Annotated in this window: 7 protein-coding genes; 4 read left to right on the forward strand and 3 right to left on the reverse strand. The window is 71.4% G+C overall.

The features are described from left to right. Positions 1–60 precede the first annotated feature (60 nt). The 4 genes from IT355_02550 to IT355_02565 are packed head-to-tail and all read left to right on the forward strand — an operon-like array spanning position 61 to position 6,880. Positions 61–3,504, forward strand: a complete 3,444-nt coding sequence (locus tag IT355_02550) for a PD40 domain-containing protein (GenBank protein ID MCC7052119.1) — start codon at positions 61–63, stop codon at positions 3,502–3,504. Positions 3,505–3,560: 56 nt separating this feature from the next. Further along, positions 3,561–4,190, forward strand: a complete 630-nt coding sequence (locus IT355_02555; GenBank protein MCC7052120.1) for a gluconate 2-dehydrogenase subunit 3 family protein — start codon at positions 3,561–3,563, stop codon at positions 4,188–4,190. Then, positions 4,187–5,782, forward strand: a complete 1,596-nt coding sequence (locus IT355_02560; protein MCC7052121.1) for a GMC family oxidoreductase — start codon at positions 4,187–4,189, stop codon at positions 5,780–5,782. The genes IT355_02555 and IT355_02560 overlap by 4 nt, the downstream gene beginning before the upstream one ends. Positions 5,783–5,797: 15 nt before the next feature. After that, positions 5,798–6,880, forward strand: a complete 1,083-nt coding sequence (locus IT355_02565; GenBank protein MCC7052122.1) for a hypothetical protein — start codon at positions 5,798–5,800, stop codon at positions 6,878–6,880. Here IT355_02565 and IT355_02570 read toward each other — a convergent pair. The 3 genes from IT355_02570 to IT355_02580 all read right to left on the reverse strand — a co-directional run. Next, entirely contained in the window at positions 6,868–7,944 is a 1,077-nt protein-coding gene (locus tag IT355_02570; GenBank protein MCC7052123.1) for a hypothetical protein, read from the reverse strand. The two genes, IT355_02565 and IT355_02570, sit on opposite strands and share 13 nt — an antisense overlap. Positions 7,945–7,997: 53 nt before the next feature. After that, a complete protein-coding gene (locus IT355_02575; protein MCC7052124.1) occupies positions 7,998–9,185 on the reverse strand; it encodes an OmpA family protein in 1,188 nt (395 codons plus the stop codon). After that, on the reverse strand, positions 9,182–16,690 hold a 7,509-nt coding region (locus IT355_02580), incomplete at its 5' end, for a DUF11 domain-containing protein (GenBank protein MCC7052125.1). The genes IT355_02580 and IT355_02575, both read right to left, overlap by 4 nt.

Raw genomic sequence — 16,690 nt, forward strand, 5'->3', positions numbered from 1 at the left:
GGCGACGCGGCCACGGCTGCGCCGCTTGCCACGCTCCCCGCACGGCGGCAGACTGAGCGGATGCACGGCCCCATCCGGGCCGTGGCCAGCCCTGCACCGGAGCCACCCGTGTCGCTGCGTTCCCACGCGTTCGCCCTCGCCGCCGCCGTTGCGCTCGTCACGGGGCTTCCGGCCCAACCAGTGGCGCCGCCACGTGGCGGCCGTCCTGCCGAGCGCCCACTGCCGCTCGACGCCACGCGCCAGTTCGCGCTCGACACCCGCGAGGGCACCTGGCTGTCGCTCGACGTCAGTCCCGACGGGCGGACGATCGTCTTCGACATGCTCGGAGACCTCTACACGATCCCGTTCGCGGGTGGCGACGCCACGCGGCTGACCAGCGGCCTGTCGTACGACGCGCAGCCCCGCTTCAGCCCCGACGGGAAGCGGGTGGTGTTCATCTCGGACCGCGACGGCGCCGACAACGTGCACGTGCTCGACATGGCGACGATGGCCGTGAGTGCGGTCACGCGCGGTAAGGCGTCGGTGTACCTCTCCCCCGACTTCTCGCCCGACGGCCGGTACATCGTGGCCAGCAAGGGCGGCTTCCGCGGCGGGTTGCCGAAGCTCTGGCAATACCACGTGGATGGCGGCGCCGGCGTCGCACTCTACGCCGACCCGGTGCCGACGGTGCCCGGCACGGCGGTGCAGCAGGCCGGCGCGGCCTTCAGCGCCGATGGCCGCACGATCTGGTACACGCAGCGCACCGGCGCGTGGAACTACAACGCGCAATTCCCGCAGTACCAGGTGTGGGCCTACAACCGCGAGACCGGGGAACGCGAGCCGATGTCGTCGCGCTACGGCTCCGCGGTGCGCCCCACCCTCAGCGGCGACGGACGCTGGCTCGTCTACGGCTCGCGGCACGAGGAGAAGACGGGGCTGCGCATCCGTGACCTCGCCACCGGTGACGAGCGGTGGCTGGCGTGGCCCACGCAGCGTGACGAGATGGAGTCGCGTGCACCGATGGATGCGCTGCCGGGCATGAGCTTCACGCCCGACTCGAGGGAACTGGTCGCGAGCTACGGCAACCGCATCTGGCGCGTGCCGGTGGACGGAAGCGGGCAGACCGAGATCCCGTTCCGCGTGCAGGCCACGGTGGACGCCGGTCCCGAGCTGGCGTTCCGCTACCCGATCTCCGACAGCGCACAGTTCACCGTGCGACAGATCCGCGATGCCGTGCCCTCACCCGACGGCCGCATGCTCGCGCTCATCAGCATGGATCGGCTGTACGTGATGGAATGGCCGGGCGGCACCCCGCGCCGGGTCTCGACGCTCTCCGCGATCGAGGCGGATCCGGCGTGGTCTCCCGACGGCCGGTCGCTGGCGTGGGTGACCTGGACGAACGACGGGGGACGGTTGTACAAGGCCGGCATCACGGCGGCACGCGCAACGGGCGTGGTCGCGCTCAGCCGCGGCACCGGCACCTTGCGCCAGCCGGCGTGGGCACCGAACGGCACCCGCATCGTGGTCACGCAGACCGGGGCGCAGGGACGCCGCGACCAGACCGGCGTGACAGGCACCACGAACCTGGCCTGGTATCCGGCCGTCCCCACCGGCGCCGATGGCAGTGCCGCCACCGTGATCGCGCGCGCCGCCGGTCGCAGCCGGCCGCACTTCGTCACCCGCGACTCGTCGCGCATCTACCTCTCGTCCACGCAGAACGGGCTGGTCTCCATCCGCTGGGATGGCAGCGACGAGCAGCGACACCTGCGCGTGACGGGTCCGGCGTCGGGCCAGGGCGGCGATGACCACGATCTCTCCGAACTCGAGGCACCGCGGGTGACGGAGGAGCCGGGCTCGCCCGGTCCGCCAGCCACGCTCACGCTGATGTCGCCCACCGGCGACGTGGCGCTGGCGCAGATCAACAGCGACTTCTACACGGTCGTGGTACCGCCGCGTGGCGTGCAGGCGAACGTCAGCATCGCTGACCCGGCCACGGCCATCGTGCCCGTGCGCAAGCTCACTGACATCGGCGGGCAGTTTCCGGCGTGGTCCGCCGACGGTCGTCGCGTGCACTGGTCGATCGGCAACGCCCACGTGGTCTACGAGCTCGATTCCGCGGCCGCACGGGACGCGCTGCTGCGTGCCCGCCGCGACACGACGGTCGCCGACAGCCTCCGTCCGAAGCCATACCTGCCCGCCGAGCGCCGCATCCTGCTGCAGGCCCCGCGCGACCTGCCGCGCGGCACGCTCGTGCTGCGCAACGCGCGCCTGATCACGATGCAGGGCGACGAGGTGATCGCGCGCGGCGACATCGTCATCCGGGACAACCGCATCGCCGCCGTCGGTGCGGCGGGATCGGTGGCGATCCCCACCGGCGCCACGTCGATGGACATGGCCGGCGCGACCATCATGCCGGGCTTCGTGGACACGCATGCACACCTGCGCGCGGAACGCGGCACCATCCACGAGGCGCAGCCCTGGGCCTACCTCGCGAACCTGGCCTACGGGGTCACCACCACCCGCGACCCCCAGACCGCCACCACCGACGTGCTCACCTATCAGGACATGGTGGAGTCGGGACAGATCCTCGGCCCGCGCATCTACTCCACCGGCCCCGGCATCTTCGACCAGGACCAGATCCGCGACCAGGAACATGCGCGCAACATGCTGCGACGCTACAGCAGCTACTACGACACCAAGACGATCAAGATGTACGTCGCCGGGGTGCGCCAGGTGCGCCAGTGGATCATCAAGGCGGCGCGCGAGCAGTCGCTGATGCCCACCACCGAAGGCTCGCTGGACGTGAAGCTGAACCTCACCGAGACCCTCGACGGCTATCCCGGCCTGGAGCACTCGATGGGCATCACGCCACTGGGGCAGGACGTGCGGCAGTTCATGGCCTGGTCCAACCGCACCTACACCCCCACCCTGCTCGTGAACTACGGCGGCCCGTGGGGCGAGAACTGGTTCTACACCAAGGAGAACCCGTACGCCGACACCAAGCTGCAGACCTTCACCGCGTACGAGGAGCTCGCCACCAAGACGCGCCGCCGCATGGCCAGCATGCCGGGCGGCGGCACCATGGGCGGCTGGTTCCGCGACGAGGAGTACATCTTCCCGAAGCTCGCGGCCGACGCCACCGGCATCCTCCGCGCCGGCGGCCGGCTCGGCATCGGCAGCCACGGCCAGCTGCAGGGCCTTGGCTATCACTGGGAACTCTGGGCAATGGCCACGGGCGGCATGACGCCGCACGAGGCGCTGCGGGTGGCGACGGCCATGGGCGCGCAGGCCATCGGGCTGCAGGGCGACGTTGGCTCGCTCGAGGTGGGCAAGCTGGCCGACCTGCTGGTGCTGGCGAAGGATCCGCTCACCGACCTGCGCAACACGAACACGCTGCGCTACGTGATGAAGAATGGCCGGTTGTACGATGCGAACACGCTCGCCGAAGTGTACCCCACCCGCCGCGACGGGCCGGAGGTGCCGAACCGTCCGCGCGCCCCGGTCACGAAGGCCGGCGTGCGCTGATGCCGGCGTCGCTCCGCGAAGTTCCCTTCCCGTCCCTGGCACCGTGAGCGGCACACATGACTGACGAGCGGAACCGCACCCGTCGCACCTTCCTGAAGACAGCCGGCGTGCTCGCCGCCGGCGCGGCAGCAGGATGCGAACTGCAGACGCGCCTGCCTGCGAACGCCCCCGCCAGCGGCACAGCGGACCGCGACACGGGCTTCGACCGCCCACTGCTGGATGCCGTCGCCGAGATCGTGCTCCCCGCCGAGCTGGGAACGAAGGGGCGCACGGCGGCGGTGTCGGCGTTCATCGAGTGGGTGGACGGGTACGAGCCGGTGGCGGAGGAGATGCACGGCTACGGCTATGCCGACATCCGGTACCTGCCGCCCGATCCCGCGCCGGCCTGGCGGGCACAGCTCGCCGGCCTCGACCTGCTCGCCCGCAAGTCATTGCAACGTCCCTTCGCACGCCTCGAGCCGGGGCCCCGCCTCGCGCTGCTGCAGGCCGCGATAGCCGGCGAGCGCGGCGACCGGCTCCCGGCACCGCTCGCCGCGCAGCACGTCGCGACCGCGCTGCTCGCACACTGGGCGGCCAGCCCCGACGCCCGGGATCTCGCGCTCGGTGCCCGCGTGCAGGCCGGCACCTGCCGCGTCCTCGGCGATGCGAACGCGCGCCCGCTGCCGCTCACCGGGCTCCGCGCATGACGACCATCGACGCCGACATCCTCATCATCGGCAGCGGCATCACGGCGGCGCTGATGGCCGCGCGGCTCGCCGAGACGACCACGCGGGGGATCACCGTCGTGGAGGCGGGACGCGCCACGACGCCGTTCGCCGAGCGCGCCCGTGCCCGTGCACGGTTCATGGCGTACGGCGAGAGCCCGTGGAAGCAGGATCACCTCGACGACCAGAACGCCTTCGGCACCGCCTGGGGGTTCTCGCCGAGCATGACCGTCGGCGGGCTGGCGATGCACTGGGGCGGCGTGGCACCGCGCTATTCGCCCGAGGACTTCACGCTGCGCTCGCTCTACGGCGTGGGTGACGACTGGCCGTTCACCTACGACGAGCTGGACCCGTTCTACCAGGAGGCCGAGGAGCGGATGGGGGTCAGCGGTGAACAGGGACCGGTTGCGCTCGACCCGCGCGGCAAGCCCTATCCCCTGCCCCCGCTGCCGGTGAACCACAACCTGAAGCAACTGCAGGGCTGGGCCACGGCGGCGGGTATCGCGGCGTGGAGCACGCCGTCGGCGAAGAACTCGGTGCCGCGTGACGGGCGTGCGCAATGCCAGCGCTGTGACACCTGCTATCCCGTCTGCCCATCCGGCGCGAAGTACTCGCCCGACTTCACCTGGGACGCGCTCGTCGCGGCGAACAAGGTCACGCTGCTCACCGAGACGCTGATCCGGCGGCTGGTGGCCGACCCGAAGACCGGGGCGATCGTGCGGGCCACCGGCAACCGCACCGACGCCGGCGGCGAGAAAGTGTCGATCACCGCGACGACGGTGGTGCTGGCCGCAGGCTTCACCTGGTCACCGCACCTGCTGCTGCTCTCGCGCGATGCCGCGCATCCCGACGGACTCGCGAACCGCAGCGGCATGGTGGGGCGCTACCTCGCCGGCCATCGCAACGTGAACGCCTACGTCACGCTGCCGCTGGAGCTGTTCCCGGGGATCAATGCGCAGCATTCGCTGGTGTCCAAGCAGTTCATGCGGGTGCCGAAGTCGGGGCGATACCTGCGGCACGACCTGCGCCTCTGGGAGTCCGACGTGGGGCGCGAGCCGCGCCTGCGGAACGACGCGGGCGCGGTGCAGTTCGGCGACGCCCTCCTGGACGACTGGCGTGCGCGCGCGAAGGGAGCCACCGCCCGCGTGCGCGCGTACTACGACGTGCTCCCCGACCGCGACAGCCGCATCACCCTCGACAGTGCGCACACCAACCGGTTCGGCGACCCGATGCCGTCGCTCGCGTTCCGCGATGCACCGGAGAGTGCCGCGCTCCGTCCGTGGCAGGAGGAACAGGTCGCCGCGCTGTTCCGCCGCATGGCGAAGGCCGGCAACGGCACCGTGCTCAAGATGGAGAACAGCGTCAACGACCTCGGGCAGGAGCACCCCGCCGGTGGGTGCCGCATGGGCAATGATCCCGCCACCAGCGTGGTGGACAAGTGGGGCCGCGCGCACGACCACGAGAACCTCTGGGTGGCCGGCGCGCCGACGCAGGTGAGCGCCTCGTGTTGCAACGGCACGCTCACGTTCGTCGCCAACGGACTGCGCACGGCATCGGCCATTGCGCGGGCCTGAGCCCAGCCCTCCGCCATGCGCCACATCCTGCTCGCCCTGGCGATGCTCGCCTGCACCAGCACCACCGTCGAGCCGCCGGTTTCGGACCCGTCGGCCACGCGCAGCTACCGGATGGGCTTCTCCGCGTTCCCGCCCGCGCCGGTGATCGCGCGCGCGGTGGCGAACCTGAGCATGTGGACGGCACGCGCCGACGCCGCGATCATCCACGTCGAGCCGCCGTGGGCAGCGATGCTCTCCGGCGAACCACTGGCCGACATCGCGCGCCGCGAATTCGAGTGGCAGGTGGCACAGTTCCGCGCGCGCGGGATGGACGTGGTGGTCATCATCGATGCCACCAACGGCGTGGACCGGACCAGCGAGTCCGACGCACTGGTGACCGCGGGTCGCAGCATCACCGAGCCGGCGGTGCAGGCACTGTACCGCGAATGGGCGCGCACGCTGGTGGCGCAGATCAAGCCGGTGGCACTCGGGCTGGCGGCCGAGACGAACCTCATCCGCCTCGCCGCACCCGCGCGGGTGTACAGCGCCCTCGTGCAGATGACGAACGCCACCGCTGCCGCCGTGCGCGCCGACGCCCCCGCCCTGCCGCTGTTCATCACGATCCAGGTCGAGACGGCCTGGGGCCGGCTGCAGGGTGGCACCACGTTCATCGGCGTGGAGCAGGACTTCCGTGACTTCCCGTTCACGCAGATGATCGGGCTCTCGTCCTATCCCTACCTCGGCGGATTCCAGGAGCCCGCCGAGATGCCCGACGACTGGTACACGCGCCCGCTGGCCGGCCGCACCCTGCCGAGCCTCATCACCGAGGGTGGCTGGACCTCGGCGAACGTGGCGGCGACCGCGACACTGCGTGCGATCACCTCCTCGCCGGAGAAGCAGGCGCGCTGGTTCGCCCGCCAGATGCAGCTGGCCGACCGGCTCGCGCCGCGCTACTTGTTCCAGCTCCAGTTCTCGGACATCGACCTCGCGGCGTTCAACCTGGTGGACGATCCGCGCCTGCTGCCGTTCGCGCGCCTGGGGCTGGTGGACATGGCGCTCACGCCACGGCCCGCGCTGGCCGTGTGGGACGCCGCATTCGCCCGGCGTTACGCGCCCTGATCCGTCTGTGCAGGCCAGTGCAGCGCCGCGGCAAGGTGCAACAGTGCGCGCTCCATCTCCGGCAATGCCGACCCCTCGCGGAAGGCGTCATCCCACGCACGCTGCACGGCGCCATCGCCGCTGATGCGCACTGACCGCGCCAGCCCGCGCACCGCCTCGGTGATGGCGTACGCCGTGAGCTTCCGCCGGGCCAACCCGTCGGCCAGCGTCACGCACTGCGCCACGAAGGCATACCCCTGCAGGCGGTAGGGCCACGGCTCGACCCGCTCGTGCAGCGAGAACAACGCAGCCCAGGCTGGAACGTCGCAGCGGTAGCGGCACGCTCCATCGTCGGCGGACGACACGATACGCGCCGCCGCCATGCGGTCGAGTGCGCGCCGGATGGCGGACGTGGTGTAGCCCGTGGCCTGGGCGATGTCGGCGATTGCCGACCACGCACTGTCGCGCGCCAGCAGGTAGGCCAGCGCATCGGGGCGTGCACCGACGCCGAAGGCCATCCGCAGCCGCAGCATGAGCAGTGCCGTGTGGTGCACCGGCAACCGCGTGGCGCACGGGACACCGCCGGTCGCCGCTGCCGCCGTGTCCGTGTCGTCGGCTGCCGTGTCCGTGGCCGGCGCCGCGGGCGCGCCCTTCACCAGCGGCGCCCACCGGAAGTCCTTGCCACGCTCGTACGCCGTGACGGCGATGTTGCGCAGCTCGGCCTCCACCGACGGCGGGAAGGCGCGGGCGAGGTTGCGCGTGCGTTGCACGCTGAGCAGGTCCGACCAGCGGCTCACCCACGCATGCGTGGTGGCGGCCAGGGTGCGGTCGTGCGGGGCCAGCCAGGCGGAGGCGAGCAGCAGCGCCTCAGGATCGATCACCGGCGCCGGCGCGCCCACCGGCGGATCGCCAGCCGCGTCCAGCATCGCCCATTCGCGCCGGCAGGCCGTGGCCACCGCCGCCGTCAGGCGCGCCGCCACCAGCGCCAGCGACCGCTGGGCGTCGAGGTAGGCTGCGGGGCGGTCGATGGGCGCGGCGTCGAGATCCATCAGCACGGTGGTGAGTGGCTCCGTCTCCGGCTCCAATCAGCCACCACCGTGTCCTGAAAGCAATTCTGCCGGCGCGGTCGCCGGTCAGGTCACCGCGACCTGGGTCGTGCGCGGCGCGCCGGCCGCGCGTTGCGCGGAGACTCGAGCTGCAGGTCGTCGAGCTGCTGCAGCGACGGGATCTCGGTGCCATCCGGGGCGATGAACTGCATCTCCACGCGGCGGTTGCGCGCATGCTCCGTGACCCCGGTGCCTCCCTGCTCGAGCTGGCTCTTGCCCTTCGCCACGTACTCCATGCGGCTGGCAGCGACGCCACGCGCGATCAGGTACTGCTGCACCGACACCGCGCGCCGCCGTGAGAGGGCGGCGTTGTAGGCGGCACTGGCACGCATGTCGGTGTGGCCGTACAACACGATCCGCACCTCCGGGAAGGCGCGCAGCGAATCGACCAGCGCGTCCAGTGCACGGCGCGATGCCGGTGACAGGTCCGAGCGGTCGAGCCCGAAGTGCACCCTGCTCGGCACACCGCGCAGCTCGCGCGGTGCATCCACTTTCACCGACGGACCGGCCGCCTCAGGCACCGGCGCGGCCGCCGGCATTACGGCCGCGGGGGCCGGTGTCGCCGGCGTTGCCGCCAGCACCGGCATCGGTGCCGGCGCCTCGGGCACCAACGTTCGCAATTCGGTCGCCAGGCGCTGCGCCGTCGCCTGCCACGCGCTGCAATCGGGGGCGCCCAGCAACGGGTGTTCGGCGCGCAGCAGCGCCATCTCCAGCGCCACCGCCCTGCCGATCACTGCGGTGTCGCGCGCACCGGCGCGCTGCGGATCCGACGCCACCAGCCACAGCTCGCGATTGCGCTCCGGGACGGCGGGCGTCGCACCGGTCAGCACACCCGCCCGCGCCAGCAGCTCGGCAGTGAGCCGGCCATCGTCGTTGCGCAGGTACGCCTCACGCGCCAGGGCCACATAGGCCGCCAGGCGCGCCTGCGGCATCGCCGCATTCCGCTGCGAGGCTGCACGGCCACGCGCCGCCGCCTCGAGCGAATCGAACCAGGCCAGGTCGCGCGCGATCACACCGTCACTGGTGCGATCGCCGCGTGCCGCGAAGCCCGCCGGCGCCGCCCTGCCCGGCCCGTCCGGGCGTGCCTGCGCGACCGCGGGACTCGCCGGTGCCGGCACCGGCTGGCGCACCGTCGGCACCGTCCGCACCTGCGCGGCCACCGGTGCCGCCAAGCCAAGCGCCACCACTGCGGCGCAGAAGGTCTTCATCGTGGTGCTCACTTCCGTGACTCCTGCCCGCGGCGCGGCGAACCGAAGAGGGTTTCGTCGAACTTGAAGCCGAACTCGAGGTACGGTCCGCGCTGCGTGTAGCCCAGCGACTGGAAGTCCCGGTCGCTGAAGCCGAAGAGGTTGTAGCCACCGGCGAGGCGCAGGTTGCGCATCACCACCAGGCCGAGCTCACCGCCCAGTCCGTAGCGGCGCTCCGAGAACGATCCGTTGCCCAGCACGCTGCCGATCACCCCGACGTCCACCCGGCGCGACAGGTCGTGCACGCTGCGCGCCATCATCAGGTGTGCGGTGTTCTGCACCGTCACGTCGTCCACCCGGTCACGCGCCACCTTCGCCGCGTAGCGGGTCGAGATGGTCCACCACGGGTTGGGCTGGATGTTCACCAGCGCCGCCAGCACGTCGGCCACGTTGCGTGTCTCCGGGCTGCCCGCGGTGGTGTTCTGGTCGAGGCGGTTCTCGTAGCGGAACAGGGCGTTGACCGTGTTGCGATCCGTCTGGCGCCACGCCATGCCCAGCTGCGACCGGCCACGCATCGTGCTGCCCTGCAAAGCGTCCCAGCCGGTGCGGGTCAGCAGCGTCCAGTCACGCGAGATCTTGCGTGCGTACCCGAGCGTGCCGAACACGTTGTCCCCCGTCGGGCTGTTGCGGTACTCCATCCGGGCGGTGCCCTTCCAGAGTTCCGAGGCCGTCCACTCCAGCCCACCGGTTGCGGCGTATGCCCCCGTGGTGTTGCCGGCCAGCGGCGTGACCCGCTCGAAGGAGCTGCTCAGCGCCACCCCGCGCTTCACCATCCAGCGGTTCCGCAAGCCGATCGAGGCCTCCGCATCACGACCGTTGAAGGCGTCGCGGGCACGGTACTCACTGAAGGTCTGGCTGTTGCGCAGCCAGTCGGCGTCGATGCCGAAGACGGTGTTCTGCTGCGAACGATCCTCCGCCAGCCCGTAGGCGCCCTGCTGCGAGCTGGTCCACTCGTGCTGCGCGTACATCCGCGTGCGGTTGGCCAGGAGGTACTCGCCACCCACCGCCCCGCGCGTTGCACTCGAGGCATCCAGGCCGTGCTCGTACTCACCGAAGACCGTCCCCTTCACGCTGTTCGGGATCCGCGCCGAGAGGCGCACGCGGGCCGCATTGAAATGTGCCGCCGTGGTGGCCGAGAGACCGCCACCGGCCAGGCCGGCATTCTGGCCCGTCACGAACTGGCCGATGATCGGGGTCACCGCGGCCCCGTTGGCATCCGCCCAGCGATAGCCGACCTCCGCCACCAGCGAGCTGTTGAGGCGGCGCTCGAGGCCCACCGATGCCCCGGTGCGGCGACCACCCGTGCGCTCGTCCTCCGTGATCAACCCGTCCAGCATCACCCGGGTGCGATCATTCACCGTCGCGCTCCACCGCGTGCCGAACTCCGTCCGGCCACCCGACATCGTCGAGGAACGGTTGGCGAACGCCGTGTCGGTGCGGAGGGCGAAGATCCGGCCCTCCATCCGCGACGAGCGGTGCCGCATCTCGACGCGCCAGGCGTAGGCGGGATCCACCCCCGCCACCGACTCGGTGCGCCCGACCTCACCCGTCATCGTGCTCGTCTTGCCCAGCGCCATGGTGGCATTCATGCCGAGCATCGTCTGGCGGTCCACCGGGTTCTCGTCGCGCACCGCGAAGGCACCGACCTCGAGCCCCGTCGTCAGGCGCAGCGTGGCATCACCACCGTACGTGTAGAACTGCGACCCGCCCTGGTCCACTTCATAGCTCACGCGGATCGAGACGGGGTTCAGGGCGCCGTCCATGCTCGGCACCGGCGCGCGGAAGATCACGCGTCCCGTGCCCGGCTCCACCGAGTACTCCTCGAAGCGGGTCATCGGCTTGCGGGCGAGGATCACCGACGGCTGGTTGCGGTCGCGGGTGATGATCTCGATCCGCTCGCTGTTCACCACACCCGTGGTCCGCGAGAGGTAGTACGGTCCCGACAGGCCGCGGCTGGGCAGCTCGTCCACCACCTGGCGGATGCTGTTGCGGGCCCCGAAGCTGTTCACCACACCGCGCACACCTTCCGCGTGGTACGCCAGGCCGGTCATGCTGCGGTCGTACGAGAGCAGCATGCGCCGGTCATCCGACCGCGGGGTCGCGAAGTCACCGTACATCAGGCTCGAGGCGCCGCGATCGAGGCGGGCGTAGAGCCGCTGCTGCGACTGCGCGTCGAACTCGCGCAGCGAGCCATCGCCGAACACCTGGAAGCCGTTGTCCGGCGTGATGTCGCGGAACTGCGACCTCGCCGGGTCACGCTCGGTGTCGAAGGCCAGCGTCAGCAGGCCCGCCCCCTTCACCGCACCCTTCAGCAGCACCGCCCCGCGCGCACCGGCGCGGAACTGGCCGCTGTCGCGCGTGATCGCGCCATCGCGCAGGGCATCCTCGAACACGTCGTCCTCGGCGCTCAGCACCAGGCCACCGCGGCTCAGCGAGCGCACGTCGATGCGACCCTGCAGCAGGCCCGCCGCCATGAACGGTCGCAGCGGCGGCACGAAGCTCACCGACTGCGCCCCGCTGCCCTGTGCCGTGGAGGCGCGCACTTCCGCCACCACCGGCAGCGCCGGCGACACCAGCGGCACGACACCCGCCCCGTCGGTGATCTCCACCTGCACGCCCGGCTGCACCACATCCAGGTCCTGCACCGCCCACGTGCCGGCGCTGGTCTCGAGCGTCACCGCCGTGCGGCCCTTGACCGGGGTGCCGGCGGCATCCTGCACGCGCACCACCACCGCGGTCGTGCGCCGCCCATCCGCCGGGATCACCGTCGTCGGGAGCTGCACCGACACGCCACCCTGCTCCGCCACTCCCGGCTGGCGCACCAGTGCCGCCGCCGCGCGGCGCGGCGTGGCCGGCCGCGAGGAGTTGCCATCGTGCAACAGGTCGGGCATCGCGATCGGCACGTACATGTCACCCATCACCGCGGCACCTGCGCCGGCCGTCGTTCCCGCTGCTGCCGCACCACCCTGGGCACCGAGCACCGGCGCCTGGCGCTGGCCCTGCGGCGGCATGCCCGCCGTGGCCGTGAGTGCCATCGGGGTGCTCAGCAGGCGCGAGAGCATCGCACCGTCGCCGGCCGCCGTCGGTTCACCCTGCCGGCGACGGGCCAGCAGCGCATCCATCGATTCCTGCGAGGCGAGCGCCGCCGCGAAGTCGGCACGGTGCAGTTCACCGGCCTTCAGGTCCACGAACCGCGTGGCACCGTCACCCGCGTTGCGCGTCACCAGCGCCACCGGCGATGCACCGGTCGGCAGCGTCGAGCGATCGACCTTCACCACGTGCAACCCTGCCCGCACGTTCACGAAGTTGTACTTGCCCTCGGCGTCGGTGATGGCACCGGTGCCATCCTCCATCACCACACGCACCCCGGGGATGCCCACGTCACCGGGCTGCTGGCCGCGTGCGCCGGCGCAATCACACTGCGCGTACACCTTGCCCGCGATCACGCCGCGCATGTCGAACACCCCGCGGCGCAGGCGGATCGGCGTCTTGGCCACGTTCGAGGCCACCGACAGGCTCAGCACATCCGACACCGCCGACGAGATCGTGACGTTGTCCGCGTTGAAGCTGGCCCCCGTGCGGATGAAGGTGCGGTAGTCGATCCGGATCACGTCGCCCGGCAGCATGTCACCCAGCGGCCAGGTGATGCTCGGCGTGGCGGCGTTCGCCGGGTCGGCGATCGCGGTGATGCTGCGACCCGGCAGCGGCTGCACCGCCGTGTTCCGCGGCTGGCCGTCAGGGCCGAAGTCACGGTCCGGCGCACCGCTGCGACGGCTGGTGCCCGCCGCGTAGACGAAGCCGGCCGGCAGCAGGTTGGTCAGGCGCACATCGGGCAGCGGGCTGCGGCCGATGTTGCGCACGGTCACGTAGAAGTCGGGCACGTCACCCATGTCGCGGTCATAGCGCGGCGTGGTCAGCTCGAGCACCAGGCGATAGTCACCGCGCGGACGCACCGTGGCGCAGGAGCGCGCCGCCGCACCGATGATCGCACCGCCGGTGGCATCCACCACCGCGCAGTTGGTCACCTCGGGCACCGCCTCCGGCAGGACATCGGTCACCAGCACCATCGCGGCGCTGTCACCCACGGCCACCGGGCCGGGCGTGGTGCATCGGGTCACGGTGCCGGAGTTCGAGCAGTTCCAGCCCGCCCCCTCGACTCCGCGGTAGCGCAGGCCGCGCGGCAGCGTGTCGGTGATGGCGATCGGGCCCAGCAGCGGGAGGGTGCCGGTGTTCTGCACCGTCATCCGGAACCGCCCGGCCTCACCCACCACGAACTCACCCACCGCCACCTTCCGCAGCGATGCGACCGACTGGCCGCCCACGGCCACGGTCACGCTGCCGGCATCGTTCGCCGGGTTCACGTCGCCCGCCGTGCTGGCGCGGGCGGTGTTCTGCAGCGGCGCGATCGGCGCCGTGGGGCTGAGGGTCGCGGCGATCTGCAGGGACGCCGTGGCACCGGCGGCGAGGACCGCGGTGCGCGAGCAGGTCACGACCGTCCCCACCGTCGTGCAGGTGAAGGTCGTTCCCGTCACCGACACCGGCGTGAGGCCGGCCGGCAGCGAGTCGATGACCGTGATCGGGCCGGTCGTCGCAGCACCACCCACGTTGGCCACGTTCACCGTCCAGGTCGCGCTGCCGTTCAGGCGCAGCGTGTCGGTGTCCACCGTCTTGGTCACCGCCAGGTCCGGCGGGCCGAGCACCGTGCGCGTCACCGACGCCGTGTTGTTCGGCACCACGCGGTCACGCGCCGTCGCGACGGTCGCGGTGTTCACGAGCGATCCGACGGTGCTCAGGTCCAGGCTCACCCCGAACGACACGCTGGTCTGCGCGTTCACGGCGAGGGTGTTGCCGGTGGTGCAGCTCACGAGCTGGCCGGCCGCCGAACAGGTCCAGTCGGCGGTGGTCGAGCTGATGAAGGTCACGCCGGCCGGGAGCGGATCGGTGACCGTGATCGGTCCCGCAGTCGCGGCGCGGCCCACGTTGCGCACGTCCAGCGTGTACTGCACGGTGCGACCGGCCACGAACAGGCTGTCGGCCGTCTTGGTCAGCGCCAGGTCCGGTGCATCGAACACCGGCACCGCCGCCGCGGCAGCGCGGTCATTGGTGTTGTCGGTGTCGAGGAAGCCCGACGGCACCGCGACACGCGCTGCGTTGCTCACCGAGCCGCCATCGGTCGCGGTCACCACGCCGTCCACGTCGATCTCGTAGAATTCACCCACGGCCAGCGCCGGCATGGTGGTCGTCGCCAGCAGGGCCGACGGGGTCGGGGCCGTGGCGCAGCGGTTCGTCGCCGTCGCCGTGCATCGCACCTGGAGCAGCGTCATGCCCACCAGGTTCTCGTCGGTCAGCGTCGAGCCGGCGTCGAGTGCGACAGGTCCGTTGTTCGTGGCGCGGATGCGCCAGGTGAGCGTGTCACCCGGTGCGGCATCGGTGAAGCGGGCCACCTTCGTCACGCCAAGGTCGGTGAGCTGCAACCCGCTCACGGTCAGCGTGGCGTTGTCCGGGAGTGCGTTGGTGCCCTGGTCGGTGCCGGTGCCGATGACGGAGCTCACGCTCGTGGTGAGCAGGTTGGGCTGCGTGTACGAGACGGTCACGCCAGTCGTGCCGTCGCCGGAGATGATCGTGTTCGGTGCGGCCGTCGCCGGCATGCCAGTGAAGGTCACCGCGCCGGTGGTCGGGTTGTAGCTGGCCGACGCGCCCCCCGGCAGGTTGCCGACGCTCACACCGGTCAGGTTCGTGACGAGCGTCATGCCGTAGGTCAGCGCCGAGGCCACCGAGGGGCCGGCGTTGCTGAAGGTCACGCGACCGTTCACCACCTGCCCGACCGGAACCGAGCCGGGGAAGGTGAGCGCGGTCGTCACATCGGCGATGAGCGCACCGGTGACCGTGGCCGTGCCGGTGTCCGGGGCCGCGTTCGCGCCCTGGCTGGTGCTGGTGCCGATCCCCGCCGTCACCGTGCTCGAGGCGACGATGTTCTGCGTGTAGTTCACGGTGATGCCGGTCACGCCGTCACCCGACGCCACGGCACCGCTGGCCAGCACGCTCGGCATGCCGGTGAAGGTCACCACGCCGCTGCCGGCGTCGTACGAGGCCGTGGCACCGGCGGGCAGGTTCGCGAACGAGAGGCCGGTCAGCCCGGTGGTCATCGTGAGCGTGTACGTCACACCCGATGCCGGCGACGGCCCGTCGTTGCCGAAGCGCACGGTGCCGGTCACGGCCTGCGCCGCATTGACCGTGGCCGGGAAGGACACCTGCGCCCGCACGTCGGCCACCAGCCCGCCACCCGGCGCCGCCGAGGCGGCATCCGGCGCAAGGTTGGCACCCTGGTTGGTCCCGGTCGCGATCGCGCTCGCGATCGTGCTGAGGCCTGTGCCGGGCTGCGTGTACGCGACCGTGATGCCGGTGGTGCCATTGCCCGAGGCGATGACGTTCATGCCGAGCGAGGTCGGCATCCCCGTGAAGGTGACGCCACCGGACGTGCTGTTGTAGGTCGCGCTGGCCCCCGCCGGCAGGTTGCCGAAGGTGACCGTGCCGAGGCCCGAGGTGAGCGTGAGCGAGAACGTCGTCGCCGACGCCGTGGACGGGCCGTTGTTGCGGAACACCACCGTGCCGCTCACCGGGTCACCCGCGTTCGCGGACGCCGGGAAGGCCATCGACGTCGTCACGTCCGCCACCAGCTGGCCGGTGAGCGTGTGCGTGTCGGTGTCGCCGAGCGCGTTGGCGCCCTGGTTGGTGGCGGTGGTGATGGCGCTGCTGATCGTGCTCGTGCCCGTGCCCGGCTGCGTGTACGCGGCCGTGATGAAGCTCGTCCCGTTGCCCGAGGCGTACTGCCCGGAGAGCAGCGAGGACGGCATGCCGGTGAAGGTGACCACACCGGTGGCGTTCGAATAGCTGGCCGTCGCGCCGCCGGGCATGTTGCCGAACGTCACCGTGCCGAGGCCCGGCGACATGGTCAGCGCGTAGGTGAGCCCCGTGGCCGTGGACGGACCGGCGTTCCGGAAGCCCACCGTGCCCGAGACCGGTGTGCCGGCATCCGCACTGGCGGTGAAGGCCAGCTCCGTCGTCACGTCCGCGATCGGCACACCGGTGATGGTGGCCGCCGCACTGTTGGCGAAGGTGTTCAGCCCCTCGTTGGTGGTGGTGCTGATCACGCCGGTCACGGTGGTGCTGGCGACGGCGTTCTGCAGGTACGTCACCGTGATGCCGGTGCTGCCGTCACCGGAGGCGATGGCGTTCGCGGCCAGGGTGGTCGGCATGCCGCTGAAGACCACGGCGCCGGTGCCGGCGTTGTAGGAGGCGCTGGCGCCCGTCGGCAGGTTGCCGAACGTCACACCACCCAGCGTCGGGTTCATCGTCAGCGTGAAGCCCACGCCGTTGGCGGTGTAGGGGCCGTTGTTGCGGAAGGTGACCGTGCCGCTCACCGACTGGCCGGCATTCACGCTGGCCGGGAAGCTCACGGTCGTGCCGACGTCCGCTGC

The organism is Gemmatimonadaceae bacterium (genome assembly GCA_020851035.1).
GTDB lineage: Bacteria > Gemmatimonadota > Gemmatimonadetes > Gemmatimonadales > Gemmatimonadaceae > JACMLX01.